The 23,001-nt window shown below is 68.0% G+C and carries 23 protein-coding genes and 1 pseudogene; 12 read left to right on the plus strand and 12 right to left on the minus strand.

All coding sequences use genetic code 11. The features are described from left to right. Positions 1-2 precede the first annotated feature (2 nt). The 10 genes from OG963_RS43135 to OG963_RS43180 form a co-directional block, all read right to left on the minus strand. Positions 3-524, minus strand: a complete 522-nt coding sequence (locus tag OG963_RS43135; RefSeq protein WP_331749887.1) for a hypothetical protein — start codon at positions 522-524, stop codon at positions 3-5. Between the two features lie 341 nt (positions 525-865). Then, entirely contained in the window at positions 866-1,153 is a 288-nt protein-coding gene (locus OG963_RS43140) for a hypothetical protein (RefSeq protein ID WP_371800380.1), read from the minus strand. A 206-nt stretch (positions 1,154-1,359) separates the two neighbouring features. Then, positions 1,360-3,039, minus strand: coding sequence for a DUF2637 domain-containing protein (locus OG963_RS43145; RefSeq protein ID WP_331749895.1), 1,680 nt, complete (start codon positions 3,037-3,039; stop codon positions 1,360-1,362). A gap of 363 nt (positions 3,040-3,402) precedes the next feature. Further along, the gene (locus tag OG963_RS43150; protein ID WP_331749898.1) at positions 3,403-3,723 is read right to left on the minus strand and encodes a hypothetical protein; all 321 of its coding nucleotides are present in this window, start codon (positions 3,721-3,723) and stop codon (positions 3,403-3,405) included. A gap of 27 nt (positions 3,724-3,750) precedes the next feature. After that, complete coding sequence (locus OG963_RS43155) at positions 3,751-3,921, minus strand: hypothetical protein (protein WP_331749901.1); 171 nt, start codon at positions 3,919-3,921, stop codon at positions 3,751-3,753. A 230-nt stretch (positions 3,922-4,151) separates the two neighbouring features. Continuing rightward, on the minus strand, positions 4,152-4,289 hold the full coding sequence (locus tag OG963_RS43160) for a hypothetical protein (protein WP_331749906.1): 138 nt from the start codon (positions 4,287-4,289) through the stop codon (positions 4,152-4,154). Continuing rightward, positions 4,286-4,612 carry a hypothetical protein gene (locus tag OG963_RS43165; RefSeq protein WP_331749909.1) on the minus strand — a complete coding sequence of 109 codons (327 nt, stop codon included), beginning with the start codon at positions 4,610-4,612 and terminating at the stop codon, positions 4,286-4,288. Before OG963_RS43165 ends, OG963_RS43160 begins: the two co-directional genes overlap by 4 nt. Continuing rightward, the gene (locus OG963_RS43170) at positions 4,609-5,142 is read right to left on the minus strand and encodes a WhiB family transcriptional regulator (protein ID WP_331749912.1); all 534 of its coding nucleotides are present in this window, start codon (positions 5,140-5,142) and stop codon (positions 4,609-4,611) included. Before OG963_RS43170 ends, OG963_RS43165 begins: the two co-directional genes overlap by 4 nt. A 187-nt stretch (positions 5,143-5,329) precedes the next feature. After that, a complete protein-coding gene (locus OG963_RS43175; RefSeq protein WP_331749913.1) occupies positions 5,330-6,115 on the minus strand; it encodes a hypothetical protein in 786 nt (261 codons plus the stop codon). 279 nt (positions 6,116-6,394) lie between these two features. Then, positions 6,395-6,775, minus strand: a complete 381-nt coding sequence (locus tag OG963_RS43180; RefSeq protein WP_331749915.1) for a hypothetical protein — start codon at positions 6,773-6,775, stop codon at positions 6,395-6,397. Between the two features lie 183 nt (positions 6,776-6,958). Here OG963_RS43180 and OG963_RS43185 point away from each other — a divergent pair, with 183 nt between their 5' ends. The 8 genes from OG963_RS43185 (at position 6,959) to OG963_RS43220 (ending at position 16,335) form a co-directional block, all read left to right on the plus strand. Continuing rightward, the gene (locus tag OG963_RS43185; protein WP_331749917.1) at positions 6,959-7,288 is read left to right on the plus strand and encodes a winged helix-turn-helix domain-containing protein; all 330 of its coding nucleotides are present in this window, start codon (positions 6,959-6,961) and stop codon (positions 7,286-7,288) included. Between the two features lie 215 nt (positions 7,289-7,503). Then, the gene (locus OG963_RS43190) at positions 7,504-9,150 is read left to right on the plus strand and encodes a helix-turn-helix domain-containing protein (RefSeq protein WP_371800381.1); all 1,647 of its coding nucleotides are present in this window, start codon (positions 7,504-7,506) and stop codon (positions 9,148-9,150) included. Positions 9,151-9,177: 27 nt separating this feature from the next. Continuing rightward, positions 9,178-10,158 carry an asparaginase gene (locus tag OG963_RS43195; RefSeq protein ID WP_331749924.1) on the plus strand — a complete coding sequence of 327 codons (981 nt, stop codon included), beginning with the start codon at positions 9,178-9,180 and terminating at the stop codon, positions 10,156-10,158. A gap of 28 nt (positions 10,159-10,186) precedes the next feature. Then, positions 10,187-10,648 carry a PCC domain-containing protein gene (locus OG963_RS43200; RefSeq protein WP_331749926.1) on the plus strand — a complete coding sequence of 154 codons (462 nt, stop codon included), beginning with the start codon at positions 10,187-10,189 and terminating at the stop codon, positions 10,646-10,648. Between the two features lie 616 nt (positions 10,649-11,264). Beyond that, entirely contained in the window at positions 11,265-11,534 is a 270-nt protein-coding gene (locus OG963_RS43205) for a helix-turn-helix domain-containing protein (protein ID WP_331749932.1), read from the plus strand. A gap of 892 nt (positions 11,535-12,426) precedes the next feature. Continuing rightward, complete coding sequence (locus OG963_RS43210) at positions 12,427-14,610, plus strand: hypothetical protein (protein ID WP_331749937.1); 2,184 nt, start codon at positions 12,427-12,429, stop codon at positions 14,608-14,610. Then, the gene (locus OG963_RS43215; protein WP_331749940.1) at positions 14,607-15,416 is read left to right on the plus strand and encodes a DUF721 domain-containing protein; all 810 of its coding nucleotides are present in this window, start codon (positions 14,607-14,609) and stop codon (positions 15,414-15,416) included. The genes OG963_RS43210 and OG963_RS43215 overlap by 4 nt, the downstream gene beginning before the upstream one ends. Positions 15,417-15,588: 172 nt before the next feature. After that, positions 15,589-16,335, plus strand: a complete 747-nt coding sequence (locus tag OG963_RS43220) for a phage Gp37/Gp68 family protein (RefSeq protein ID WP_331749943.1) — start codon at positions 15,589-15,591, stop codon at positions 16,333-16,335. Positions 16,336-16,341: 6 nt separating this feature from the next. Here the strand turns inward: OG963_RS43220 and tcmP are convergent, their stop codons facing one another. After that, positions 16,342-17,559 (minus strand): three-Cys-motif partner protein TcmP, encoded by a 1,218-nt coding sequence (tcmP, locus tag OG963_RS43225; RefSeq protein WP_371800423.1) that lies wholly within the window; start codon positions 17,557-17,559, stop codon positions 16,342-16,344. A gap of 484 nt (positions 17,560-18,043) precedes the next feature. Here tcmP and OG963_RS43230 point away from each other — a divergent pair, with 484 nt between their 5' ends. The 3 genes from OG963_RS43230 (at position 18,044) to OG963_RS43240 (ending at position 20,765) form a co-directional block, all read left to right on the plus strand. Further along, on the plus strand, positions 18,044-19,366 hold the full coding sequence (locus OG963_RS43230) for a hypothetical protein (RefSeq protein ID WP_371800382.1): 1,323 nt from the start codon (positions 18,044-18,046) through the stop codon (positions 19,364-19,366). A 450-nt stretch (positions 19,367-19,816) separates the two neighbouring features. Continuing rightward, positions 19,817-20,254, plus strand: coding sequence for a hypothetical protein (locus tag OG963_RS43235; RefSeq protein WP_331749952.1), 438 nt, complete (start codon positions 19,817-19,819; stop codon positions 20,252-20,254). Positions 20,255-20,486: 232 nt separating this feature from the next. Further along, positions 20,487-20,765, plus strand: a complete 279-nt coding sequence (locus tag OG963_RS43240; RefSeq protein WP_331749955.1) for a hypothetical protein — start codon at positions 20,487-20,489, stop codon at positions 20,763-20,765. Between the two features lie 16 nt (positions 20,766-20,781). Here OG963_RS43240 and OG963_RS43245 read toward each other — a convergent pair. Then, a pseudogene (locus OG963_RS43245) lies at positions 20,782-21,902 on the minus strand (IS630 family transposase). A gap of 329 nt (positions 21,903-22,231) precedes the next feature. Here OG963_RS43245 and OG963_RS43250 point away from each other — a divergent pair. Next, entirely contained in the window at positions 22,232-22,993 is a 762-nt protein-coding gene (locus OG963_RS43250) for a GNAT family N-acetyltransferase (protein WP_331749958.1), read from the plus strand. The last annotated feature ends 8 nt before the right edge of the window (positions 22,994-23,001 follow it).

The raw sequence follows: 23,001 nt of genomic DNA on the forward strand, positions 1-23,001 counted from the left end.
TCTCAGCCGAGTCCGAAGAGGCCGGCGACGATGCCGCCGATCCCGGTGGAGATGAAGGCGATGACGGCCGCGGCGGCAGCGCCGACCGTGCCGGGGATCGCGACGACCGCGAATGGCGCGGCGGCGGCGATGCCGAGGGTTCGGGGGGCGGCCTTGTCGTCGCGGATGTCGCAGATGAGTAGCACGACCAGGGCGAGGCTGACGAGCCAGCCCAGGCCGATGCCGACCCACTGGGTCATCAGTCCGGCGACCTTTTCGTTGCACCATGACAGGACGGTGTTGATCCAGCCGCCCAGCCGGGTGCCGGCGAAGCCGAGGCCGCCCGCGATCCATAGCGCGATGTGCAGGCGTGGCATCTCCAGCTTTGACAGGAGCTTGCCGCCGCCCCGGCCGCCATTTCCGTAGTGTTTGCCGGTCTTGCTGCCGCTTCCGCCGCCCTTACGGGCGATCATCTGGAACGCGACCGACAGGGCGATGCATGTGGCACCGACGCCGGCGCCAACCGCAGCGTCCACAGTTGCCATTTGTGTCCCCTCCAAGGGTTCCGTTTCTGCCGGGTTTGGTGATCCAAAGCCGGTGCGGCCACGGCTTGCCGATTACGCAAGGCGGCCTGTACTGTCGCGCGCGCTCGTGGGCGCGCCTACGCGTTAGGGGTCCGGATACGCTCCCGACCCCGATGCGAATGGTGCGTATATGACGGTTTGTCCGTGGGGTGCGAATATCACGGCCTGGGGGTTCGCTTCCCGTCCCAGAAGCCGAAGCGCAGGTGGACGACGGCTTCCGTTTTCTCCAGCCGCCGAAGCGTCGAGGAGGCTGTGGGGGCGGGCAGTTCAAGGGCTTGGATGACCATTCGAGGTGGCCAACGTCAGGGCTTCTGAACTGCGGCGTTCTCCGCGATCTGGCGAAGGGTCGCTGCCGTCTGTCTCCACAGGTCGTCTCTCTGTTCCTGGGGCAGCCTGCCGATTGCCGAGCGCACGATGTTCCACTCCGCCTCGGCGACGCCCTTAAAGCCGCGCGCCGCGCCCTGCCGGCGTAGCTCCTGATGGTGGTTCGCGGTTCGCTGCGCCCTGACGTCCTGACGCTTCTGGGCCCGCTTGCGTTCCCAGGTCGGTCGATCTCCGTTTGTGCTGGTCAACTGCCGGTTCTCCTCCATGACGAGTGGGTTGGAATGAGAAGGTGGTGCCGGCGCTTCGGCGCCTTCGCCGCGTCCCCGAGGTGGTATCAGCATCTCGGGGACCGGTGGAACCGTCGAAGCGAGTCATTCGTGCAGCTCAGCGGCCCTTTTTAGGCCGCCACGGCGATCTCGTCGCCGTCCCGCTCGATGCGGGTGGCCCCCACTGGTGGTGCCCAAGGGGCGGATCAGGGCCGGTAGCCGTCGGCGAGCAGCTCGGCCGCCTCCTGGCGGTACTTGGACGCGGTGTCTGTGGAGGAGACCTGCAGCTCGCGCTGGATGTCGGCGAGCGGCAGTTGGTCGGCTTCGCCACTGGCGGCCGTCAGGATCATCCGGGCGACCTTGCGGACTGCGCGCTCGCGCGGGGTGAGCTTCGCGGCGTCCTCGGTTTCGACCGCGCTCCGCTCGATTTCGGCGACGGCGAGCCGCGTTTCGGCAGCGGCCATCTCCGCTTCGGCAGCGGCCTTCTGGGCAAGCAGCGTGTTGGCAACAGCGGTCTCCCGGCGCGCTTCCTCCTCCGCCCTGTTGGCGTCGAGTTCGGCAGCAGCGCGTCGCGTTTCGGAGGCAGCCCGCTCTATTTCGGCAGCGGCCTGATTCGCTTCGGCAGCACGCTTGCGGGCCTCGGCGATCTCTGCCGTCTCGAGGGCCTGTGCCTCCGCCGCGGCGACCCGGTCGGCCTCCGCCGCCTCCTTCCGCTTCTGTGCTGCCTGGCGCTCCAGCTCGGCCGCCTGGAGGTCGGCGGCAGCCTTCGCCTCGCGCTCGTGTGCCTGCATGCGCTCGGCCTCGGCTTGACGGGCGCGGGCTTCGGCGATGACGGCCGTCTCCAGTGCCTGCTCCTCCAGCTCAGCGGCCCGCTCGGCGGCGCTGACCTGGGCGCGGGCGTGGGCGCGGGCCTGGCCGGTCTGGCCCTCGACTCGGGCGCGGACGGTCTCGAGCTGGCCGTCGGCCTCCAGCCGGTCGGCCTCGGCCTTCTTCTGCGCGAGCTCCCGGCGCGTCTGTGCATCCAGACGCCGGCGTTCGGCCTCCTCCGCCCGTTTCTCCGCCTCGCGTTCCTGCTGCTCAGGCATCGCGAGGGCCTCGGAGACGGTGTAGCCGTAGGCTGCCATCTTCATCGGCAGCCGCTCATCCTCACTCGCCTTGCTCAGGTCACCCTTGTACTTGCGCTTGAGCCACTGCTCGTAGCCGATGAGCTCCTGCTGACGCCGGATCATCTCCAGGTAGCTGGTGACGCCGTGCAGCCGCATCCGTCGGTAGAACCGGGGCGTCGCAAATGGGCTCAGGATCCAACGGTGCAGCGGGATCCGGTCGGCCGCCGTCCCCGCCTCCAACCTGGCCTTTTGGATGATCAGGCGGCGGGCAGCCTCCACGCCGATCACGAAGAGGACCGGCATGACGCCGTGGGAGGCGGCCTTGACCGGGTCGGCCTGGATGGCGCCCTGCGAGGACGCGTTGAACCAGATCGTGGCCCCCGTCATGGCGTGGGCGGCCATCCGCAGCAGCGGCCAGGGGGTGTTCTTGCGGATCAGGTACAGGTCCAGCGCGAGGAACGCGATGATCGACGCGTCCACGCCGACCGGGAACCACGGTGCCAGCCTGTCGCTGAATCCCCAGCTCAGGGCAACTTGAGCGAGGGTGTCGTAGGACATCGCAAAGCCGATGACGCCGACGAGTGTTCCGCCGATCGCGGCGGCGAGCGACAGGCCGGTCATCAGCCGGTCGCGACCGGGCTGGTCCGGGTTCCGCTTCGGCGTCCGCGAAACGCCTCCGGCCGTTTCCGAAACGAAGTCGGGTGCGTCCGAAACGAGGGTCGGCGGGCGCGAAACGGGGGTGTCGGTGGCCGCGCTCTGCGGCACTTCAGTGATCGTCATGGGTACCTCCGGAATGGGCGGTTCAGGGTGTGCGCGAAACGGCGGCCGGTGCTCCCGAAACGCGTCGGGGCGTTCCCGAAACGACGGTCGCCGGACCCGAAGGCCCGTGGGTTGGGCCTTCGGTGCGGACGGTCGCCCGCGAAGCGGACACCTCGTGGCGGGGGCTCTTCCCGAACCGGACGGCACGAAGGGGCGGGCAGCCCGGGGTGCGGGCGGCTGGGCCCGAAACGTGCTGCGGGACGGGCAAGAAATTGCCTGCGGCTCCCGGGGGGCGGGAGCCGCGGGTCCGAACTTTCCGGCTCCCCTTCACCGCCCGTCCCGAACCGCGAGGGTCGATGCGAGCGGATCAGGCAACCTGTACCGTCACCAGCCGTTGAGGACGGCTTCGTAATGCGGCCAGCCCAGGTGCGCGGCCGCCGCGTGCTGCCAAAACTCCTCGGCGCCGCGCTCCCAGATCCCCGCCGCTGTTGCGTGTCCGTCTGCAGCGAGCCGGTCGGCGACCGCCTGCTGACGGGCGGCCGACTGTGCGTGGTCGGCGGCGATGGCCTGCATCTCCGCGTGGCTGTGCAGTGGCGGGGGAGGCGGGTTCATGTCCCCGGTCGTCAGGTAGCTGTCGATCTCAGCGGTGCACCAGGTGGCTGGATCGCCGTGCCGGTCGCGGAACTCGTCGAGCGTGAGCGTCATGTCTGTGCTCCTCACGGGGGTTCGGGGTCAGCGCCTGCGCAGGCGCTGGTTGTAGGCGTCCTGAAGGCGGCTGAACCGCTCGTACAACTGGGCTCCGGTCGGGCAGCGCTGGCTGCCCTGACAGGGGTGACAGTTGTCGAGGTGGGCACTCCAGGTGGCGGTGGCGTGCATGTAGCGGGTGTGCAGGTCGTCAGGCACGACGGCCTGCCGGATGGTTCGTCATGAGGGGCGGTGCCTCTCGGGGGCGCTTTGGTGCGGGGTGGGTGTCGGTAACGCGGTGGCCGGCGTCCCACGCCTTGGCGGCCGTCGTGGCAGCTGCAGCGAGCAGGGCGAGGGCGAGTGGGTGGGCCAAACCGCGTGCGGTAATGGCCCGCACCGCCCTGTGCTGGGCGGTGCGGGCACCGCTTATATGGAGGTTCAGGGCTCGATCAGCTCGTCTGACCGGAGCCGTTGCAGTCGGTGCAGGTCTGCATCTCGACGCCCTGGTAGGGGGTGCCGTCAGCGCCGATGTGGTTGACGGTGACCATCTGCTGGCCGGAGCCGCCGCAGGAGGTGCAGGTGGTCATCGGGCCACCTCCGCACTGCCGCAGCGGCACGTCCAGTAGCCGCACAACACGCAGGCGTCGTCAGCCGCCTGGAAGTTGAGCGGTCGGATGAGCCGCAGGATCGGCTGGCGGGCGTAGCCAGGCGACATCTCGGCGAGGGTGCGCCGTACCCGGCGGCCGGCGGCCCGGGCACGGTCGTCGCCGTCGGCGACCAGCTGACGCACGACCCGGTGGAACTGGTCCGTCTCGTCCCGCTCGTATCCGCGGCTGTCGTCCCCGCCGCGGTCGTCCTCGCGCCGGATGTCGTCGATCGTCCCGGCACAGGGGGTGAGGATGCTGGTCATGCCGCCACCCCCCAGCCGGTGCGCGCCCGGCGGGCGGTACGGATCTGGCGGATGCTGGCGGCGAGGGCTCGGATCCGGAGGTTCTGCTCGGTCCGGTTCGCGTCCTGGTGGAGACGGCCTCCGTTGCGGCGGCCGTCCGGGTTGAGACCGGCCTGGGTGCGGAGCTCGATGGACAGGTCGTCGAGCAGGCGGCCCTCGGTGTCGCGGTCCGCGTCGACCGCGGCCGCCAGACGCTCGGCCTGAGCGGCGTGGGCGGCGGCGAGCTGGGTACCGGAGAGTCCACCGCGCACCATGTCGTCGACACGGTGGTTGCCGTCGCCGTTACGGAGGGCGAGTTCCTCGCACGCGGCGCGGACCGGGCAGCCGTTGCAGACCCGGATCGCTTCGCCGCGGCGGGCCTGCCAGGTGATCTGGGGCTCGCCGTCGGTGCGGAACCACAGGTCCGGGTCGCTGGTGGCGCAGCGGGCGCCGGCGTCGATCGTGGACTGGAGTACGGCCCGGCGTGTATGCCGGGCCTGAGTGGATGTCATCCTGTGCATGCGCGTGTTGCCCTTCTCTAGAGGGTGACGTGCGAAGACGAACCCCCGGGGGTGCAAGCCCTGGGGGTTCGTCGCGTTCGAGGCCCTGTTGGCCCCGTAGCTGCTGTACGAGCAGCCACGGCCGCCGCCACCCGTTCGTCGGGGTGGCGGCGGCCGTGGTCGTTCGTCGGTGTTCAGCTCAAGCGGTCAGCAGTGGAAGGCCGGGGCCGCGGAACTCGGAAACCGTCTCGGCCGGTCGGATCCGGCATGCGTTGTTAGCCTCTTCGACGGTCGTGCCGCTGCGCTTGGCCGTGGCCTTCTTCGCGTCGACCGTGTCCTCGCGGTGCTTCGCCCACTCGGCTGCGGTGTTCTTCGTGGCCGTGGCCACCCGGTAGCGAGTAAGCAGTGCATCGACGCGGGCATCTTCTTGGTGCTCGCGGTCTCGGCGCGGCTGGGTCCGCTCCAGCTGCTCGTACAGTGCGGCGAGCCGGGCGCCATCGATGCAGCGGTGGGTACCACCGCAGCAATCGGCCGTGTTCCTGGCCCGGCACTTCTTGAGGTGCTCGCGGTAGGCAGTGAGCACGTCGGCCGCGTTCACCGGTGCCGGAGTCATCCTTGCGACGGGCTTGGCCAGCGCGGGGAGCGGCTTGTAGTGCTGTCGGGCGGAGCGGCGGCCGGTCGCCGTGCTGTCAGCCGTGAGCAGCTTCTCGCCCCACTGCTCGACGGTGATGTCGATGGTGATGCGCTGTGCGCTGCCGGGGCAGCGGCGACCGCCGGCCGGTTTGTCGCCGAAGTAGCGGTGGGGCCTGTCGTTGGAGGCGATGACGCCGGCGCCGGAGCGGTGCGGGGTGATCATTGAACGGGTGAGGCGGTGCCACGTCTGGCAGTCGGGGCAGACCGCCATGCGGGGATCGCCTTCGCGGAGGTTGAGGTGTTCGGGCCGCATCGTGCTGGCTAAAAGCGGGGTACGTCCGTTGTGACGCATCAAGTTCTCCCTTGCTGTTACGTTCTCCGCCGGTCAGGAGCTGGACGGGGTCCTGCTCCTGACCGACGGGCAGCGCAACGGCCACGGGTGGCACAACTGGCTGCTGCTCTCGGAGGACCGCGTCGTACTCGTCACCCCGAGCCGGCATGTAAGCCGAACAACCAGACGTATGAAGTTGAAGGAGGAGCTGGGTTGTGAGGTCCGGCTCCCACATCCGGCGCCGCCGGGGGCGGTTCCGGGTGAAGAAGCCGGGTCTGAAGACCCGGCGGGCGAGGGGCCTCAGGCCGCGAGCGGCACCGGCGCGCCCGCGACCTGCGGCGCGATGCGCAGCTGCCTGACGTAGGGGAGGAGCATGTCGACCAGGCGCTCGCGCACCAGCTCGGTGGCGGTCGGCTCGGTGGCGGCGATGTCGCGGGCGGCAAGCATGCGGTTCTCACGGGCCTCGATCGCGGCGATGGCGGCGGTGATGTCCAGGCCGTCCAGCTGTTCGTGAGGGAGGGGATCGGCGGCGTACATCTCCATCGGCGTGCCGAACGCGACGTCCAGGTCGATGCCGGTGAAGTCGGGGAGCGGCACCTCGACCGCCTCCAGGAGCGCGAGTGTCTGAGCGTCGGAGTGCTCGGTGGCGAGACTGGCGGCGGGGCGACGGGTGACGTTCATGAGGTGGTGCTCCCTTCGGATTGGCGGACTCTGCGGGATCCCGCGCCGGTGGCAGTGGAGGCTTTAGCGCCCACGTTATCGGCATAGCTAACTTAGCTGATACAGTCAGGGTCGTGTCAAGCGGTTAGTTGAGGAAGCTATGGAAGCTAGCTAAGCCAAGGGGGTCGTCCTACGATGTGGCTCATGAGCAACGAGGCCGTGCAGCCATATCAACGGATCGTCCAGGACTACAGCGAGAAGATCCGCTTGGGGCGGCTCACGGCCGGCACGAAGCTGCCGAGCACACGAGAACTGGCCGACACATACGGCATCGCGCCGGGCACAGTTCAGCGAGCTCTTACCGAACTTCGTAACGCCGGACTGATCTACTCCCATCAAGGTCGTGGTTCGTTCGTCAGCGACACCGCTGGCGACGCTGAGCAGGACGCAACTACCCGAGCCATCAGAACGCTTGAGGAGCAGGTCGCCGCCCTCGCCGCGCGCCTCGAAAAGATCGAGAAGCGCAATGGCTGACGCCCTTCCCTTCGTCTCGTTGCGCATGTTCCGTGCTCCCTGGTCCGCTTCGACTTCGTCACCCAATTGGTAAGGCTGGTGGGGGAGTTGGTTCTAGATCCGGCGTGTATCCATCCGTCGGATACACCGAGTTGGATACATGGAGGTGACTCAAAGTGGGTCAGCGGCCGAACCTGCTGAGGCCTGATCAGTCGCCCCGGCACCGCCTTGGCTACTTGATCCGGGAGCTGCGCGAGGCGCGCGGTCTCTCCATGAGGGACTTCGCGGCCAAGACGTTCGTTTCGCACTCCAAGGTGCAGCGATGGGAGAACGGTGCACGCCCCCCGAAGGACCGGAGCGAGGCGGAGCTGATCGACAAGGTACTTGGCGCTGGCGGGTTCCTGATCGAGTTATGGCAGGAGATCGGCCGGGAGATCTCTGATCCCAACCATGTATCTGATTCGGCGTTCCATGTATCCGATGCATCGCTGGCCCTAGCCACAGCCGTATCCCAGGCGGCACCGTCGGGCGGTGAAGGGATCTTCATCCCTGCACGTCTAGACGATGGAACGGTGGTACTTGTGGCGGTTGATCGACGCGCAGTGTTGCGCGCTGGGATGGGGATCGGTGCAGCGACGGCCGCTGGTTTGACCATGCCAGCAGCCGTTGCAATCAACGCGTCAGAAGATCCATTCGGCTTCGCAAGGAGCGTCACCAAGAACTGGTCCGGCCTTCGTCTATCCCGGCCTAACCCTGACTACGGTGTCGACTGGCAAGCTCTCCTTCCTGGCGGTCGCTCCATGCTCGGCTCTCAGCTCTCGCTCCAGGTCCACCCCGCCCGCATCGATGAAGGACGGGTGGTCGTATCCGTCCCTGACCAGCGACGGGTCGAGGAGTTCTTGACCCGGCCGAATCGCAGTCTGCTGGTCGCTGCAATTGCCACCGAGGATGCCTCGCAGTTCTACGTCCTCGACGGCCGCAAGGCATGTGGCAGGCTGATGAAGAACGGCGGTGTGTACGAAGTCACCGCTCCCAGCGCCTACAAGCTGGATGACCTGACGTACGGCATCCTGTGGGCTGTCGCAAACTACGACGACGCGCTCCAGGCGGATGACCAGGTTCTCGCTGAGACGCGCAGCGATCTCAAGGCATATGAGCGGTTGTCCGCGTCTGCGGTCAGTCGGGAAGCTGCACCCGGGTTGAATGCTGTCGCCCACATGTGGCTGGGCTCGGACTTCTGTGCTCGCCATATCCTCCGCGCTTTGCCGGAACTGCCAGAGGTGCCCGCGTTCTGGACCCGCGAGCAGCGTGGGGAGGAGGCCAGCGCATGGCTGATCTTCGATCACAAGTACCCGTACCTGCGAGAGACCACCAAGGCCCTCGGCGGTACGAGCACCCGAGCCTTCTGCATCCCGGAGGGCGTGGTCTGCTCCTCCCCGCGTCATGAGCGCATCCTGTTGTTCCTCTCCATGGCCCTGATGGAGGCGATGGGCATCCACACCCAAGTCACGACCGACCCCTCATATGAGGCCGTCGAAGGCTTCGTGGTCGCCCCCGACAAGGAAGCAGTAATCGCCAACTGGGTCAGGGCCGAAGGCATGTGGCATGTCGACGTGACAGCCCGATCCTCGATCGTCCGCGACTGCACGAACTCAGCGCAGGACGTCAACGCGCATTCAGTCACCGCAGCGCCGACGGCAGCTGGACGACTCCGTGCTCTCGCCCATTACCTCGATCTGCCGTGGGCCTGGCTGGTCCAGCGGTGCGCCCAACTCGCCAGGGCTGGATCATCCGGTCTGATCCAATCCCGAAGCCGACTCGTCTCAGCAGCCGGCATCGATACCGCCTGCAAGTACGTGGGATCCCTCCCTGCCGATCACTGACTCGCTGTCCCGAAGGAGATAGGAAACATGACCGACAACGTCCGGTGCGTCGCCGTGTTCTCGCTCGGCGGCACCATCGCGATGACCGCGCAGACGGGAGGCGGAGCGACGCCGACCCTCTCGGCCGACGACCTCGTCGCAGCGGTCCCGGGCCTTGCCGAAACTGGAATCGCGGTTAAGGTTCACGACTTCCGCCGACTCCCCGGTGCATCGCTGTCCTTCTCCGACTTGCTCGATCTCGCCGTGGCGATCGAGACACTCCCAGTCGACGGCGTAGTCATCACTCAGGGGACGGACACGATCGAGGAGACCTCGTATCTGCTGGACCTCGTCACCACCAGCGACATGCCGATCGTGGTCACAGGCGCGATGCGCAACGCCAGCCTGGCCGGAGCAGATGGTCCAGCAAATGTGCTGGCCGCCATCCGCGTCGCGGCCAGCACCGAAGCGCGGGGCACGGGCACCGTCGTAGTCTTCGGAGAGGAGATCCACGCTGCCCGCTGGGTCCGAAAGACCCACGCCACGAGCCCTACGGCCTTCACCTCGTACCCTGGGCCGCTCGGGTATGTCGCGGAAGATCGAGTGCGGATCATGACGCGTCCCAGCGACTCCCCGAAGGTCGATCCTCGAGGTGCCACCACGCCCGCGCGCACTGCAATCGCTACGGTCGGTCTCGGAGACGACGGGGCAATCCTTCAAGCCATCGGTGACCAGGCTGACGGCTTGGTGATCGCAGCGTTCGGCGCAGGGCATGTACCTATGGCCTGCGTAGACGCGCTTACCGATCTCGCCAAGCGCATGCCAGTCGTCCTGGCTACGCGGACCGGGTCCGGCCCCGTACTCAGGCAGACCTACGGCTTCCCCGGATCCGAATCCGACCTGCTCGCTCGCGGGTTGATCTCCGCCAGCACGTTGGATCCGATCAAGGCGCGCATCTTGCTGCAGCTACTCCTGATGATCGCCTTGGACAAGGACCAGATCACCGAGTTCTTCAGCGTCATCCCGTAACCGCCCCAGCAGCCTCCGGAGAATCATCTTGCGCAGCTTTGAACTGACCACCGGCCGGACTTTCGGCGTGAATTTTGACCACGGCGACGACTTCTTTCCGACCCTCGCCGAGTTTTGCCGCGAGGCCGGCGTCCGGCACGGCTACATCCCGATGTTCATCGCTGGTTTCGCGGAGGCCGACATCGTTGGTGCATGCGAGAAGCTCGAAGATCCCGAGGCTCCGGTCTGGAGCAAGGTGCACGTCACGGGCGTGGAGGCCATGGGGTGCGGAACGCTCGCCTACGACGCTGAGACGGACTCGGTCATGCCGCATGTCCACACAACTCTGGGCGAAAAGGCGCGGTCGGCCAACGGATACACGAGCCATCTACTCAGCGCCCGCGTCCAGTTCCTGGTCGAAATGCTCGTAGTCGAGGTCACCGCACCCGTAATGACCCGCCCGACGAACCCGGATCTCTACAACGTCCCACTGCTGGCCTTCGGATCTTGAGAGCAACGCCGCCCGTGCCGTGCGGAGGAACAACTCTGATGCCGCGTCAAGCGGGAGCTAGGGATGCTCTCCGAGGTCCCGCAGCGAGCCGAGGCCGCCGACAGGCAGCTGGAGTGCGAACTCGAGCCGAGGCATCCTGGTCCGCACCACGCGATCGGTGTCTACTCACGTCCCGTCGAGGCAGGACCGCATGCCGACGGGACGGCTGTGAGATGGGCCGACCGCGAGCGGCTCGATGTCGTGGCGTTTGCGAGGTGTCCGTCAGAAACCCGCCTGGTCAGGTCAACTCCGCGGTCTGCACCCTCTTCTCCGGGCATCCCGGGCGGCACGACCGCGACTGGACAGTGCCGGACTATTTCCGCGCGGAGGGCCAGTGATCAGGACAGAACGCGTCTATCTGATCGGCTCTCCCAACTCTCCACTCGCGAAGATCAGCTGGACCAACAAGGGTTCTACCTGCACGTTCTCACGTCTGGAACGGGACGGTCATCGGCAGAGGGAGGGAAGTCAGGTGGAGCCGGTCGGTATCTCGCACAGCAACACGCTCGTCCTCGATACCGGAGATCGCTGGGGCCGTGTATGTTTTGGGGGATGTTTCCCTACTGTGGAGGCTCCAATGTCCGATCCGCTGAGGCGAATTGATGCCCTGGTGGAGGAGGACACCCTCCCCACACCCCAGGTCCGGCAGCAACTCCGGCTCGCCGCCGGCCTCACCCAGACCGAAGTCGCAGACGCTATCGGCGTCAAGCGCCTCGCGGTCGCACGGTGGGAGGCCGGGCTCGCCCAGCCTCATCGAGGAAACCGTCGCGCGTACGCGCATCTCCTCCGACGACTGGCCGCGAAACATCCGGACGCCGTCATCGAGGAGGCGCCGGATGAGGGATGACCTCGCGGTCCCGGCCGTATTCGGGTACGCCGACTCCACCTTCGCGATCGAGGGGGTCGGGGTGACGTAGCCGCCACCGGCCGCGCGCGCCACTCAGCGGATTAACCACCCGCTCGGCCTCGCGCGGCCCTTCGCTCCGACCGGACTAACCATCCAGGTCGGCCACTCAGTCCCGGTTCGCTCCCGGTCCTGAGCTGCGGCTCACCGAGCCGCTCATTTTCACCATCGGCCCCTAACCAGGGCCATCAGCACCACCGGTCGCTAACCACGGCCACCACAGCCACAGCAGCACCGACCTGCTTTCCTCGCGGGCTCCCACCACAGGGGCTTCGCAATTCAGCAGGACCGAGAAGAGAGGAGAAATCTCCCCCACCCGATCGGTGTCGCCCGCTTCTCACGAAGGGGGCTACCCAACCCGTCCGCACATCCGGCTCGGCCCGGCCCCGAGGGGCTCTGGTCGGTCCAGCTATATGGAGAGCAGGTCGTTTCTCATAGTGCACGAGAGTGGTGTCCCCTGTCAGCTCAACTCTGTCCGTTTCACCCCGGTTCGGGGGCTGCGGATTTCCCGCACGACGGGACTGTCGCCCGATTCATGCATCTTTGCGCAGTTCGCAGCGGAAGTTTCATTTCCGGTAGGAAGTTACAAGAGCAGCGCTTTCGGGGTGTCGATGAGCGCGGTCGCGGTGTCGGCCGACCCGCTCGTGCACGCGCGGGTCGGTGCATCGGACGGTGGGGTTCGCGAGGGCGTCGTCTCGTGCGGCGGGACGGGTCTCAAGATTGTTGCCCGCCGTGTGGGAGCACCGGCTGAGCGGGCTCTGTCCACAGGTGATCTGGTCCATGGTCGCCGGATGGATCATGTTCTGACGTTCCCTTGGGGTGTCCGGTGAGCGCCATGGCGGCACCGGCCGCTGCTCAGGAGCACTCTCTCTGGGACTCCGTCGACGGGGCCTCGGCCGGGCGTCCGCGGCGTCGGCTGCAGTCGGTTCCGGCGCAGGCCGGTCCGGTGGCTCGGCTGGAGCTGGGCAACCCGCTCCAGCTGTCGAAGACGATGCGCGCGCGGCTGCTCGCCGCGGTGCGTGCGCTGGTGACGTCCCCGGCGCTGGCCGGTGCGTCGGACGGCGCCCGGCTGGCCTCGGTGGTGCTGACGGCGAAGTCGAAGGTCCGCGACGACTATCAGGCGTCCATCTGGGCGGCGGAGCTCGGTCGGTGGCTGGGGGTGTCGCAGTCGACGGTCGCGCACACGGTGCTGCCCGAGCTGCGCGGCGCGGGGCTCCTCGGCTCGAACGTCGCGACGAATGCCTTCGGGCACGCGACGGGCCTGGAGTGCTGGGTGATCCCGATGTACCGGGCGCAGAAGGCCGGCGACCGGCGGCACGCTCTGGCGCTGTCCCGCTCGGAGCTGGCGGTGCTGCTCAGCCTGATCGAGGTGCTGTTCGGTCCGGGATGGACGCCGAAGGACAAAGCGCCGGTCCCGGCCGGGCTGCTCGCCGGGCGTACGGGGCGGGGGGCTGCGACGGATCGGCTCGGGCTGCTGCTGATGGTGCTGACGACGGGGTCGGCGGGCTGGCTGCAGCTCTGCCCCGGGTCCGTGGACACCGACCGCGGGCGTCCGGCCGCGACCGTCGCGCGGCTGCTGGGCTGCACGGCGGCGGCCGGGGCGAAGGTACTCAAGCGGCTCCAGAAGCACGGCGTCGCGGAGTTGGTCCGGCAGGAGACCGGCGCGGGTCTGCACGCGCGGTCGCGGGTGCGCCTGGTGCCGGTGGCTGATGCCCATGGGCTGGCCGTACGGGAGGCCCGCCGGGTGGCGAACGCCGTGTTTTCAGACCTCGCCGGTACTGCATCCGGAGATCTTGAGTCGGTCAAGAGGGGCGAGACCCGTGGGACGACTGGGGTGGAGGACACCAGGCAGAACAAGAAGGCCGGATCGGCAGACCTCGCCGCAACTGCACAGCACCACGCTCTCCACGCTTCTGTGGTTACTCCTGGTGGGTCTCTCGCGCTCTCTGGTGGCTTTTCCGGCGAAGGCCGTGGTGGGTCCGGTGAACTGCCGGACCGCGCGTGCGTGCGCCAGGATGGCGGCCCGCTCCGCGGGGAACAGCGGAAGAAGTCCCCGGTCGTCGAAGGCGTGAAGGGCAGCCGCGGGCCGGTGGCTGGTACCCCGGTGTGGGTCGGGGACGGTGCGGGCCAGGGCAGACAGCAGCGGGGGAGGGTGCTCCTGCCGCCGGAGGAGCTGCGGGTCGTCCTGGCTCCGGTCGACCTGGTGTGGGCGCGCCTGGAGCGTCCAGCCCGGAAGTTGGTGGAAGACGCCGCCCGTAGCGAGCTGGACAGGGTGGTCGGGTTCGCCGGTCGTACGGATGCGCCGCGGGTCCTCGCCAACCGGGTCGCCCGGCGCCTGGAGGAACAGATGCGGCTGGCCGCGCCGATCAAGAGTCCGGTGGGCTGGCTGATCGGCCTAGCGCTGCCCCAGCGTCAGCAGTGCGGCGACGTGCGGTGCGACGACCGGGTGCTGCTCGACTCCGGGCAGGACTGCCCGCGCTGCGCGGAGAGGCAGGACGACCGCCGCGACCAGCGCCGTGCGGTCGCGGTCGCCGTCGACGCAGCGATGCCCGGCGCCTCCGAGACCGAGCGCCGCGCGGTCACCGAGCAGCAGCTGCACCAGGACGTGACCGCCAGGGCGTGGGCGAAGGCGCACGAGTGGGAGCAGCACCGTTCCCGGCAGGCCGCCGCAGCTCAGGTCCGTGCTGAAGCCGCGGCCGCGCAGTTGGCCGACGACGTCCCGGCCGCGCCGATGGTGCCGGTCGTGCTGCCCGCGCCGCGTCCCGTCGCCGCGCCCGACCCGGTCGTCGACGACGTCGACCTGGAGCAGGAGCTCGTCCTCGAGGACCTGACCCACGAGCACGTCCGCGCCTGGCGAGTGCGGGGATTGAAGGATCACCAGGTGGTGTTCGACCACATCGACCAGTACGGCGAGCCGTCGGCCAGGAGGCTGTTCAGCCACCAGCTGGTCGACCAAGCTCAGCGCCTGGCGGGCACGCAACACCTGGTCCTCGGGCACACCACCTGGGGGCAGGCATGAGCGACGGCGAGGTGTCCGGGGTCGACCTGGCCCGGGTCGCGCTGCGGTCCGCGATGGAGCAGGCCCGGAAGAACGGCGCCGGCCAGAAGACAAAGAAGAAGCCGCGGCCGGTCCGTACGGTGCGGCGCGACGGGCGCGAGCCGATGGGCCTGGGCGCGGCGATCGACGCGCTGGTCACCGAGCGGGCCTGGGCGCTCCCGGCCGCCGGCGCTTCCCTGCGCCAGCGGTGGGCGGCTATCGCCCCCGACCTCGCCGGGCACGTGGCCGCCGTCGGCTTCGATCCGGACTCCGGCCGGCTCACCGTGTGCCCGGAGTCGTCGGCGTGGGCGACGAAGGCCCGCCTGGAGCAGACCCGCGTCATCGCGGCCGCCAACAAGACAGCGGGCCGCACCGTTGTGCGCGCCCTGCGAATCCTGCCGCCCGGCGCCGTACCCGCACCGGGTCCGGCAGACGTCGCTCCGGCAGACCCGGCCCCGGCCGCGCCCACCGGTCCGGGGAAGACCATGGAGACGGCGCGCGAGGGCTACCGCCGCGCGCTCGCCGCGCACCAGGCGGTCGCCGCGCCTCGCCGGGTGGACCCGGGGATCGCGGAGGCGGTGGAGCGGCAGAATTGGGCGATGCGCGAGCTGAGCCGACGCGCGTTTCCCGAGCCGGAGGCCACCCCGGACGACCAGCCGTCCCTGATCGAGGGCGCCCGCGCCCACCGCTGCCGCAAAGTCGCCGCCACCTATGCGGCCGCGCTTCGCCGCGCCCGTGGCGAGCGCGCTCAGCAGGCCGAAGCGGAGCCGCTGGGTCGTACGGCATGAGGCTGTCGGAGTTACCAAGGGCGTCTTCCTGGGCGAGGTTCGCAGGTCGGAGATAGCCAATGGGTAGGCGGTGTTGGGGTGGTTGGATGGCCGGGTGTCAACGCCCGTTCCGGTTCGTTGAACATGCCGTCCCGCGTCTGGTGGGAGCGGTTGGACGGCGGGGAGGTAACTGATGAGCGATCGAAGCGCAATTGAGTGGACCGAGGCGACGTGGAATCCGACGACAGGATGTGACCGGGTTTCTTCCGGGTGCGACAACTGCTACGCGCTGACGTTGGCCAAGCGGTTAAAGGCGATGGGGGCGGCGAAGTATCAGAATGACGGGGACCCGCGTACGTCGGGGCCGGGATTTGATCTGACCGTGCATCCCGATGCGCTGGATGTTCCGTACGGGTGGAAGAGCCCGCGGACGGTGTTCGTGAACTCCATGTCGGATCTGTTCCATGCCCGGGTGCCACTGGACTTCGTACGGCAGGTCTTCGAGGTCATGGCGGACACGCCGCAGCATACGTACCAAGTGCTGACCAAGCGGGCCCGCCGCCTGCGGCAGGTTGCCGACCAACTGGTGTGGCCGGGGAACCTCTGGATGGGTGTCTCGGTGGAAACGGCGAAGGAACTTCTCCGGGTTGATGATCTGCGGCAGGTGCCCGCCGCAGTCCGGTTCCTGTCCTGTGAGCCGCTGCTGGGTCCGCTGGACGGGCTGAACCTGGACGGCATCCACTGGGTGATCGCCGGCGGCGAGTCCGGCCCGCGGCACCGGCCGATGGAAGAAGCCTGGGCGACCCAGATCCGTGATCTGTGCCTGGACGAGCAGGTCGCCTTCTTCTTCAAGCAGTGGGGCGGCCACACGCCTAAGGCCGGCGGCCGCACCCTGCAAGGCCGTACCTGGGATCAGATGCCTGCGTTTACCGACGCCTGACGGTTTTCACCGAGGGGGTTCCACGATGAGTTCGTGGGTTCTCCCTCCAATGCCCGTGCTGGCCGTCCGGCCGCTGCTGTGCAGCAGCTTGACGGCTTTGCGCGCAGCGGGTTCGGTGACCTGTCCGTAGTAGTCGCCGAAAACGTCCAGCGTGTGGTTGAGCAGTTTGAAGGGCCGTTGCTGCCGGTGCAGGATCTGTTCCATGTTGTCGGCCATGGCGGGCACGGCAGCGTCAGTGACCTCCTGCGGGTCCGGGCGGACCACCGAGGTAGCGGAGAAAAGAGCGTCCGGGTCTTCCCGTTCCTCCTTGATCTCAAGTCCCTCCCACCACGCGTCCCGAGCCCGAGCGACGGCGTCGCCGAAGAACCACAGGCCGTGCTCGCTGCGGGTGCCGAAGACCAGGTGGTACACCGCCTTCTGCCCCGGCTTTCTGGCGACTGGCACCGACTGCACGAACATGCCGGTCTTCTCCCTCAGCCGCTGGGCGTACTGGGCGGCCACGACCTCGTCCACGTCCGCTTCGGCTGGCTCGTCCGGCCGGAAATACTCACGCCACCACCGGCCGCCGCACGCCTCATCAAAGCGCTCGGAGGAGCGTTCCAGACCGCGGGCGGACCGGGCATTGCCTCCCAGGCGCCGTACCGCGTCCATGCTGAAGTTCATCAAGAACTCGGTCGGCTGCCAGAGCCGCGGAATACTGCGCCGCTGGTTCAGCGTCTGAACGATCCGGTCGAATGGCAGCCCCAGGCCGCACGGATCAAGGAACAGGAACAGCGGGAGCCCGTCGGCAACCCGCAGCACCTCGCCCAGAACTCCGTCCACGTCACCGCAGTGCACCCGCGCGTCCACGCCCAAGGCGCGGTAGTGGGCAGCGACCTGGTCCAGACGGGCAACGGAATCGGGTTTCTGTTCCACGAAGAAGCAGTTCCATAACAGCGCGTTCTTCTCCAGGTGATGAGCGGCCACCTGCATCGCGATCTCCGCAGAGCCGCGGTCGCCGCTCTCGTACCGCCCCTCGCCCGCATAGCCGTCGAGGTACACGACCTGGTGCCGACCACGCGAGCCGGTCATCCCGCCGAAGCGGGGAATGTACTGGCCCAGCAACTTGTGCTTGAGAACACTCGGCAGCGCCTGCGAGGCCCAATAGTCCTTGTCCGTACCCGTTGCCATGGCTTCTCCCCCCACCCCGGAATCCACTGCGATAACCGATATTGCGGTAAGCATCACGCACCGTAAAGAGGGCGCCAGGTGCTGGCTACCGGACTGAGGAGCATGGGCCTGTCCGGAAGAACGGCGGAGCGCCGGGGAATCTCTTCGTCCAGGTGCACAGCGGCCGACGGCCGTAGGGCGGACCCTGGTTCGCGAGGAGTTGAGCCAGTGGGCGTTCCCGGAGCCGGAGACCGTGCCGAAGGATGCGCCAGCCCCCTTCGCCGCGGCCCGCGTCCAGCGCCGCCGTGAAGCCGCCGCCACCGAGGCGGCCACCCTTCGGCGGGCGCGAGCCGAGCGCGCTGCCCAGCAGGCTGGAACCGCGGCCGTTGTCGCGCACCCTGTCCCGGTGCGCACGACGGCTTGATCCCAGCGATGACCTGTTGGACCAACGCCCGAACTGACACGATGAGTTGGGACGGAAAGGTGGGGGTTCGTGCAGGGTGACAGGCGGCAAATTCAGACGGCGGTGATGGGAAGTGCGAACTCAGAGGAGCCGCTGATGCTGCCGCTGGAGGCGATCGAGCTGGACGCCTTCCGCCGGCGGCACGGTGACGACACGTTCTGGTGCGGACTGCTGCTCGGCGGCTGCGGCGGTCAGCTGACGACGAAGCTCTACACCGACCGCGTGTGCCACTTCGCTCACCACCCGGGCCCGGACGGACTGCCTCACGTCTGTGGACGGCGTGCCCGGGGCGTTGCCAGCGCCGACCACTTGTACGTGAAGTCTGCGGCCGCGGCCTGGTTCCGGGGCCGCGGCGATCAGGCCGACTTCGACTTCGCCCGGCCGGACGGCGCGGCGATCGGCTCCGTGGTCGACATCCGGTTCAAGGCACGTGGGCTGCGCGTGCACCTGGACCGGGCGGTGGAGCCCATGTGGGACGAGGATGGCCTGGAGCCGGTGCTCGGGGTCTCGGTGCCGGTGGACCAGGAAACGCTGATCCGCCGCTGGTATGTCCACCGCATCCGGCTAAACAGCGAGGGCACTGCCCGCAGGGTCAGCATCGGCACCGAGGCGTTCGCGCGGCCGACCGAGTGGTTCGGTCTGGACGAGTGCGAGATGACGGAGCGGGGGCTGTCGACACCGATGGTGGAGCAGATCGTCCGTTCGCGCAGCACGCCGCCCCCGTCCCGGTGGACCGCCGTGGAGACCAAGAAGCGTGTGCCCAGTACCGAGGCGCGCCGCCGCCTTCTGTTCTTCCACCTTGACAAGGCGGTGACCGCACGGGACACCAAGCAAGTCCGTCGGCTACTGAACCGCGCCAAGGTGGCCGCAGGCAGCGGCCGGACCGAGAAAGAAAACAACATCGCGGATGCAGCCGCTGACTACCTTGCCGAGCGCATTCAAAACAGAAGGAACCGGGCGACAGCCCGGAAGAGCAACGCGGAGGTCACAAACGAGGCGGAGGCCACGGTCGAACGCCCCCGGCCGACGCGGACGGTTCCTCTGCACGAGAAGGTTGCCCGGCGGTTCTGGATCCGCCGGGCCTGCCCTGTCTGTAACGCCCGGCCCGGCCAAGTATGCGTCGAACAAGGCGAGGACGGCGGCAAGGGTGTCCAGCGGAAGCACGGCCACGATGAGCGAATCATGTCCATCGTGAAGGAACGCGAGGCGGCCGCGAAAGCCAAAGCGGCGCAGCGGGCGGAAGACCAGCGAACGCTCCGCGGGACCGCGAGCATGGTGCCCGGCTTCCGGCTGCTCAACGTCCCGTGCCCCGTGTGTCACGCCAGACCTGATCAGGAATGTGCACTGACTGTGGGAGTTCACCAGTTGAGGAAAGACATCCTCTTCCGTCGGCTTCGCGGCAGCGGCCACCGTCGGTAACCCAGCCAGTCTGAGCAGGCAGACGGCTCTCTGCCGCCAGTTGCCGGGGTAGCTCGGGGATAGAGGAGGCTGCGCTCTTGCGACTACCACCGCGTCGGAGACTTGGCTGTGTCCGGCGTGGCCGTTCTCCGCCCGGTGGGCGGCCAACTCGCCGGTGGAGGCCATACTGGTACGCAGCCAGCTGACCGTCCATCCCGGCTCGCCAGATACGGTCCAGCCGCTGGCGCCGGGCGAGCGGCGTGCCCGCGTCAACCGTTGAGGTGCTGTCCTGGGTGCCCGGCTCTTGATGATGGCTAGTGCTGTGACCGCATAGGTTCGCCGACATCGTCAGGCTGCAGGCCATCACATGATTTGAGCATGCTCAATTTTGAGCGCGTTCAATATAGTGTGGGGCGAGCCAACGGGGCCTGGTCGCGGGCGGCTGCCCGTGCGTGTGGGGGAGGGATCTGCGTGGTCCGACAGATCTGGCGGTCGGCTGCCTTCACGGCGGTGGCGATCGCACTGACAGTGTCGTGCGGCTTGGCGGCGGCGATCTACGCAACCGAGATATCAGCGGATCAGCTTGCGGGGCGATGGACCAACGAGGCGGGGACATCCTTGACCTTCCACGCGGATCACACCTTCACCAGCGAAAACTTCGACAAGTTGCCCGTCGCGTCTGACTGCACCCACCCTTCGGACCTGTCGTCCGGCAGTTGGGTGTTCTACTCCGAGACCAGCGCTGACGAGACCGCCTCACGCGGCACCGTGCTGTCCCTGACCTTCTCGGCCGACGACTGCAGGGTGGACACTTACCTCTTCGGCGACGAAGACGACCCTTCGATGTGCCCCACCGCAGACCCAGATGAAGGCTGCGATTCAATCGGCTATCTCCACCGAACCAAGTAGGCCACGAAACAAGCCACTTGCTACGAATCCATCCATACGTGGCCGGGCAGCGCCAGCGCACCCGCTGCCATAGACACCCCAGCCTCAATTTGCTGGCTCTCCAACGCCCTCTGCAGCGCTAGGACCGCAAACGTTCACGGTGTCGGATGGGGTTCGACCGAACGGCGTGAGCGGTCGTGAGGCTTTGGCACTGATGGTGTCTGGACACCTGTGCGGGTGGCAGCATCGTCTCGTGATCACTCGTGTTGAAGAGGGCGAAGCTGTGGTTCAGGGGAACGAAGTGGTCAGGGCCCTTCTGACGGCGATGGCGACCTTGGAGGATCTCGTCGCGGTGGGGCATGACTCGCATTCGGCGTTGAGCACCCTGGAAGACATCGCCCATGAGCTCGGCAGGATGGATTCGGGTGAGCGCCGGCGGTTCATCGAGGTCCTGGAGCACGTCGCCGCGGAAGAGCCGGGCCGGGCCGCCTGGATCCGGGGCATTCCCAATGCGCTGGGCCTTGATCGTTGAGGCCTGGGGCCGAAGGTCACGCGGCTTCAGGGACGGGGCGTCCGCCCCAGCGGATGCCCTTCTCACTGCGGACGCGGGCCCGCTCGCGGCGTTGAGCGGCCAGCACGTCGGGGTGGCGGGCGTTGGCGTTGCGCCAGCGCAGATAGGCGTGCAGGGCGCGGGTCTGGACGGTGTGGTTGCGGTGGTGGGAGTTGGCGATGGTGAACTGCCACAGCGGTCCGAAATGGGCTTCGATCGGGTTGGCCCATGACGCGTAGGTCGGGGTGAAGCACAGTTCGACCCGTTCTTCTTCGCCCAATGGCGGATCTTTCCGCCCTTGTGGGCGGACAGGTTGTCTCGGATCACGTAGATCGGGGCGCCGTCCGGGCGGGCCGCGCGGATCGACCTCAGCGCGGCCAGGGTGTTCACGGCGCCCTTCTTGCGGCGGTTGAAGCCCCACAGCCTGTCGTCGCCGACCGAGTAGCAGCCGTGGAAGTAGCGCACGCCGTGGGTGCGGTGGTAGGTCGCGGGATGCCGCTCGGGCCGGCCCTGCTCGGCCCAGCACGACCCGGCGGCGGGCCGGATCCCAAGCGGCCCGAACTCGTCGAACGCGAACACCCGGTCCGGGAATTGCTCCAGGACCTCCTCGATGCGGTCCAGCTTGGCGTCGCGGTCGGGGTCGGGTGACTCCTTCCACGTCTTGGTGCGCTGGAAGGTGATGCCGCGGCGGGTGAGCAGGCACCGTAACGCCTCGCGGCCGATCCGAATGACACGGCCGTGCACTTTCCGCGGGTAGGCGGCGAGTTTGCGGATGGACCAGCGAGTGAAGGGCTGGCCGAGCTTGGTCGGGCGGGTGGTGGCCGTCGCAACGACGAAGTCCTCGTCGTCAGGACTGAGCAGGCGGGGACGGCCTCCCGCCCACCGAGGGTCCAGACAGGCCAGGCCGATCTTGTTGAACCGGTGGATCACATCCCGGACGGTGTCCTCATCGGCCTGCACCAACTTCGCGACCACCGGCACCCGGTTCCCGCCGGCCGAAGCGAGCAGCATTATCGCCCGCCGGTACCGAACCGAACTGGTACCGCCCCGGTGCACGATCTGCTGCAGCTTCTGCCCCTCCTGGTCGGTCAACCTGCGCACACGGACAGGCTCAGCCACCACACCTTCCAGCAGTCGGACGGACGTCACCGCACATCCAACCGCCGAAACCGCCAACCCGGCGAACCTTCCCGGTCAGAGCACTAGCTGTACAGCAGCCAAGTACAGCAAGAGGGCGAGTGCAGGACGCGGCGCCGACCAACCCGCGAGATGTGCACCAGAACGGGCGGTAAGCCACGGCCAATACCGGGCAGCAAGGGTCAGCAGGAAAGCGTCAACTAGCGGCTTTCCCCAGTTCAGGGGCGCTATCGTCGTTTTTGACACTGTGAGCGCCCGCCGGTAGGGAAAAGTTGTTGCCCGAGGGAGCCGGCGGGACGATCATGACGAGGATGTCGGACCTGCTTGAGCGCGTGACCGCCTTCCGCGCTGCCTTTGCCCGCCGCCAGGCTTCTGAGACCGTCGAGCTGCCCGGCGCCTTCGTCGTCCGCGACCCGGACTTTCCCCACTCCCAGGAGCACAACCGACTGATCGTCGATGCTTCAGATGCCAACCCGGGGGCACTGCCCGAACTGGCTGCACAGGGCCTCGGATCGCGTCAGCAGTACCGGATCGCGGTACTGGACGAGGCGCTTGGGGAGCGGGTCGCCCCGGTGCTGGCGGCGGTCGGCTACGACCGGGACGCCGAGCTGATACTGGCCCGGGAGACGGCTGGCTGCGCGCTGCCCGAGCCTGCCGCGCACCTGGTCGAGCTGGCCGAGCTGCGAGCGGCGGTGTTCCGCCAACAGCTGGACTGGGGCTTGGACGAGGATCTCGCTCGACAGCTCACCGAACGCCGCACCGCCCGTTTGCGCGGCGCCGAGCAGGTGCACTTCCTGGCCACCCGGACACCGGATGGGGAGATCGCGGCCTGGGCGGACCTCTACCTCGACCGAAACACCGGGCTGGCTCAGCTGGAGGATCTCGTCACCGCCGTGCCGCACCGTAAGCAGGGCCATGGAGACACCCTGCTCGCCACAGGTCTGGCGTTGGCCGCCGCTGCCGGGATCCCGCAGCTCTTCCTTATCGCGGACGCGACCGACTGGCCGCGCGAGTGGTACTCCTGCCGCGGCTTCACCGAGCTCGGCCGCAGCTACTCCTTCCTCAACCGTTGACGGCGGGG

Source organism: Streptomyces sp. NBC_01707, assembly GCF_041438805.1.
In the GTDB taxonomy this organism is placed as follows: Bacteria; Actinomycetota; Actinomycetes; order Streptomycetales; family Streptomycetaceae; genus Streptomyces.

What these genes read in the sequence shown, in the direction of transcription:
- OG963_RS43135 (WP_331749887.1), bottom strand. Translation starts at nt 524, where the DNA reads ATGGCAACTGTGGACGCTGCGGTTGGCGCCGGCGTCGGTGCCACATGC.
- OG963_RS43140 (WP_371800380.1), bottom strand. Translation starts at nt 1,153, where the DNA reads ATGGAGGAGAACCGGCAGTTGACCAGCACAAACGGAGATCGACCGACC.
- OG963_RS43145 (WP_331749895.1), bottom strand. Translation starts at nt 3,039, where the DNA reads ATGACGATCACTGAAGTGCCGCAGAGCGCGGCCACCGACACCCCCGTT.
- OG963_RS43150 (WP_331749898.1), bottom strand. Translation starts at nt 3,723, where the DNA reads ATGACGCTCACGCTCGACGAGTTCCGCGACCGGCACGGCGATCCAGCC.
- OG963_RS43160 (WP_331749906.1), bottom strand. Translation starts at nt 4,289, where the DNA reads ATGACCACCTGCACCTCCTGCGGCGGCTCCGGCCAGCAGATGGTCACC.
- OG963_RS43165 (WP_331749909.1), bottom strand. Translation starts at nt 4,612, where the DNA reads ATGACCAGCATCCTCACCCCCTGTGCCGGGACGATCGACGACATCCGG.
- OG963_RS43170 (WP_331749912.1), bottom strand. Translation starts at nt 5,142, where the DNA reads ATGACATCCACTCAGGCCCGGCATACACGCCGGGCCGTACTCCAGTCC.
- OG963_RS43175 (WP_331749913.1), bottom strand. Translation starts at nt 6,115, where the DNA reads ATGCGTCACAACGGACGTACCCCGCTTTTAGCCAGCACGATGCGGCCC.
- OG963_RS43180 (WP_331749915.1), bottom strand. Translation starts at nt 6,775, where the DNA reads ATGAACGTCACCCGTCGCCCCGCCGCCAGTCTCGCCACCGAGCACTCC.
- OG963_RS43185 (WP_331749917.1), top strand. Translation starts at nt 6,959, where the DNA reads ATGAGCAACGAGGCCGTGCAGCCATATCAACGGATCGTCCAGGACTAC.
- OG963_RS43195 (WP_331749924.1), top strand. Translation starts at nt 9,178, where the DNA reads ATGACCGACAACGTCCGGTGCGTCGCCGTGTTCTCGCTCGGCGGCACC.
- OG963_RS43205 (WP_331749932.1), top strand. Translation starts at nt 11,265, where the DNA reads ATGTCCGATCCGCTGAGGCGAATTGATGCCCTGGTGGAGGAGGACACC.
- OG963_RS43210 (WP_331749937.1), top strand. Translation starts at nt 12,427, where the DNA reads ATGGCGGCACCGGCCGCTGCTCAGGAGCACTCTCTCTGGGACTCCGTC.
- OG963_RS43215 (WP_331749940.1), top strand. Translation starts at nt 14,607, where the DNA reads ATGAGCGACGGCGAGGTGTCCGGGGTCGACCTGGCCCGGGTCGCGCTG.
- OG963_RS43220 (WP_331749943.1), top strand. Translation starts at nt 15,589, where the DNA reads ATGAGCGATCGAAGCGCAATTGAGTGGACCGAGGCGACGTGGAATCCG.
- tcmP (WP_371800423.1), bottom strand. Translation starts at nt 17,559, where the DNA reads ATGCTTACCGCAATATCGGTTATCGCAGTGGATTCCGGGGTGGGGGGA.
- OG963_RS43230 (WP_371800382.1), top strand. Translation starts at nt 18,044, where the DNA reads ATGCTGCCGCTGGAGGCGATCGAGCTGGACGCCTTCCGCCGGCGGCAC.
- OG963_RS43250 (WP_331749958.1), top strand. Translation starts at nt 22,232, where the DNA reads ATGTCGGACCTGCTTGAGCGCGTGACCGCCTTCCGCGCTGCCTTTGCC.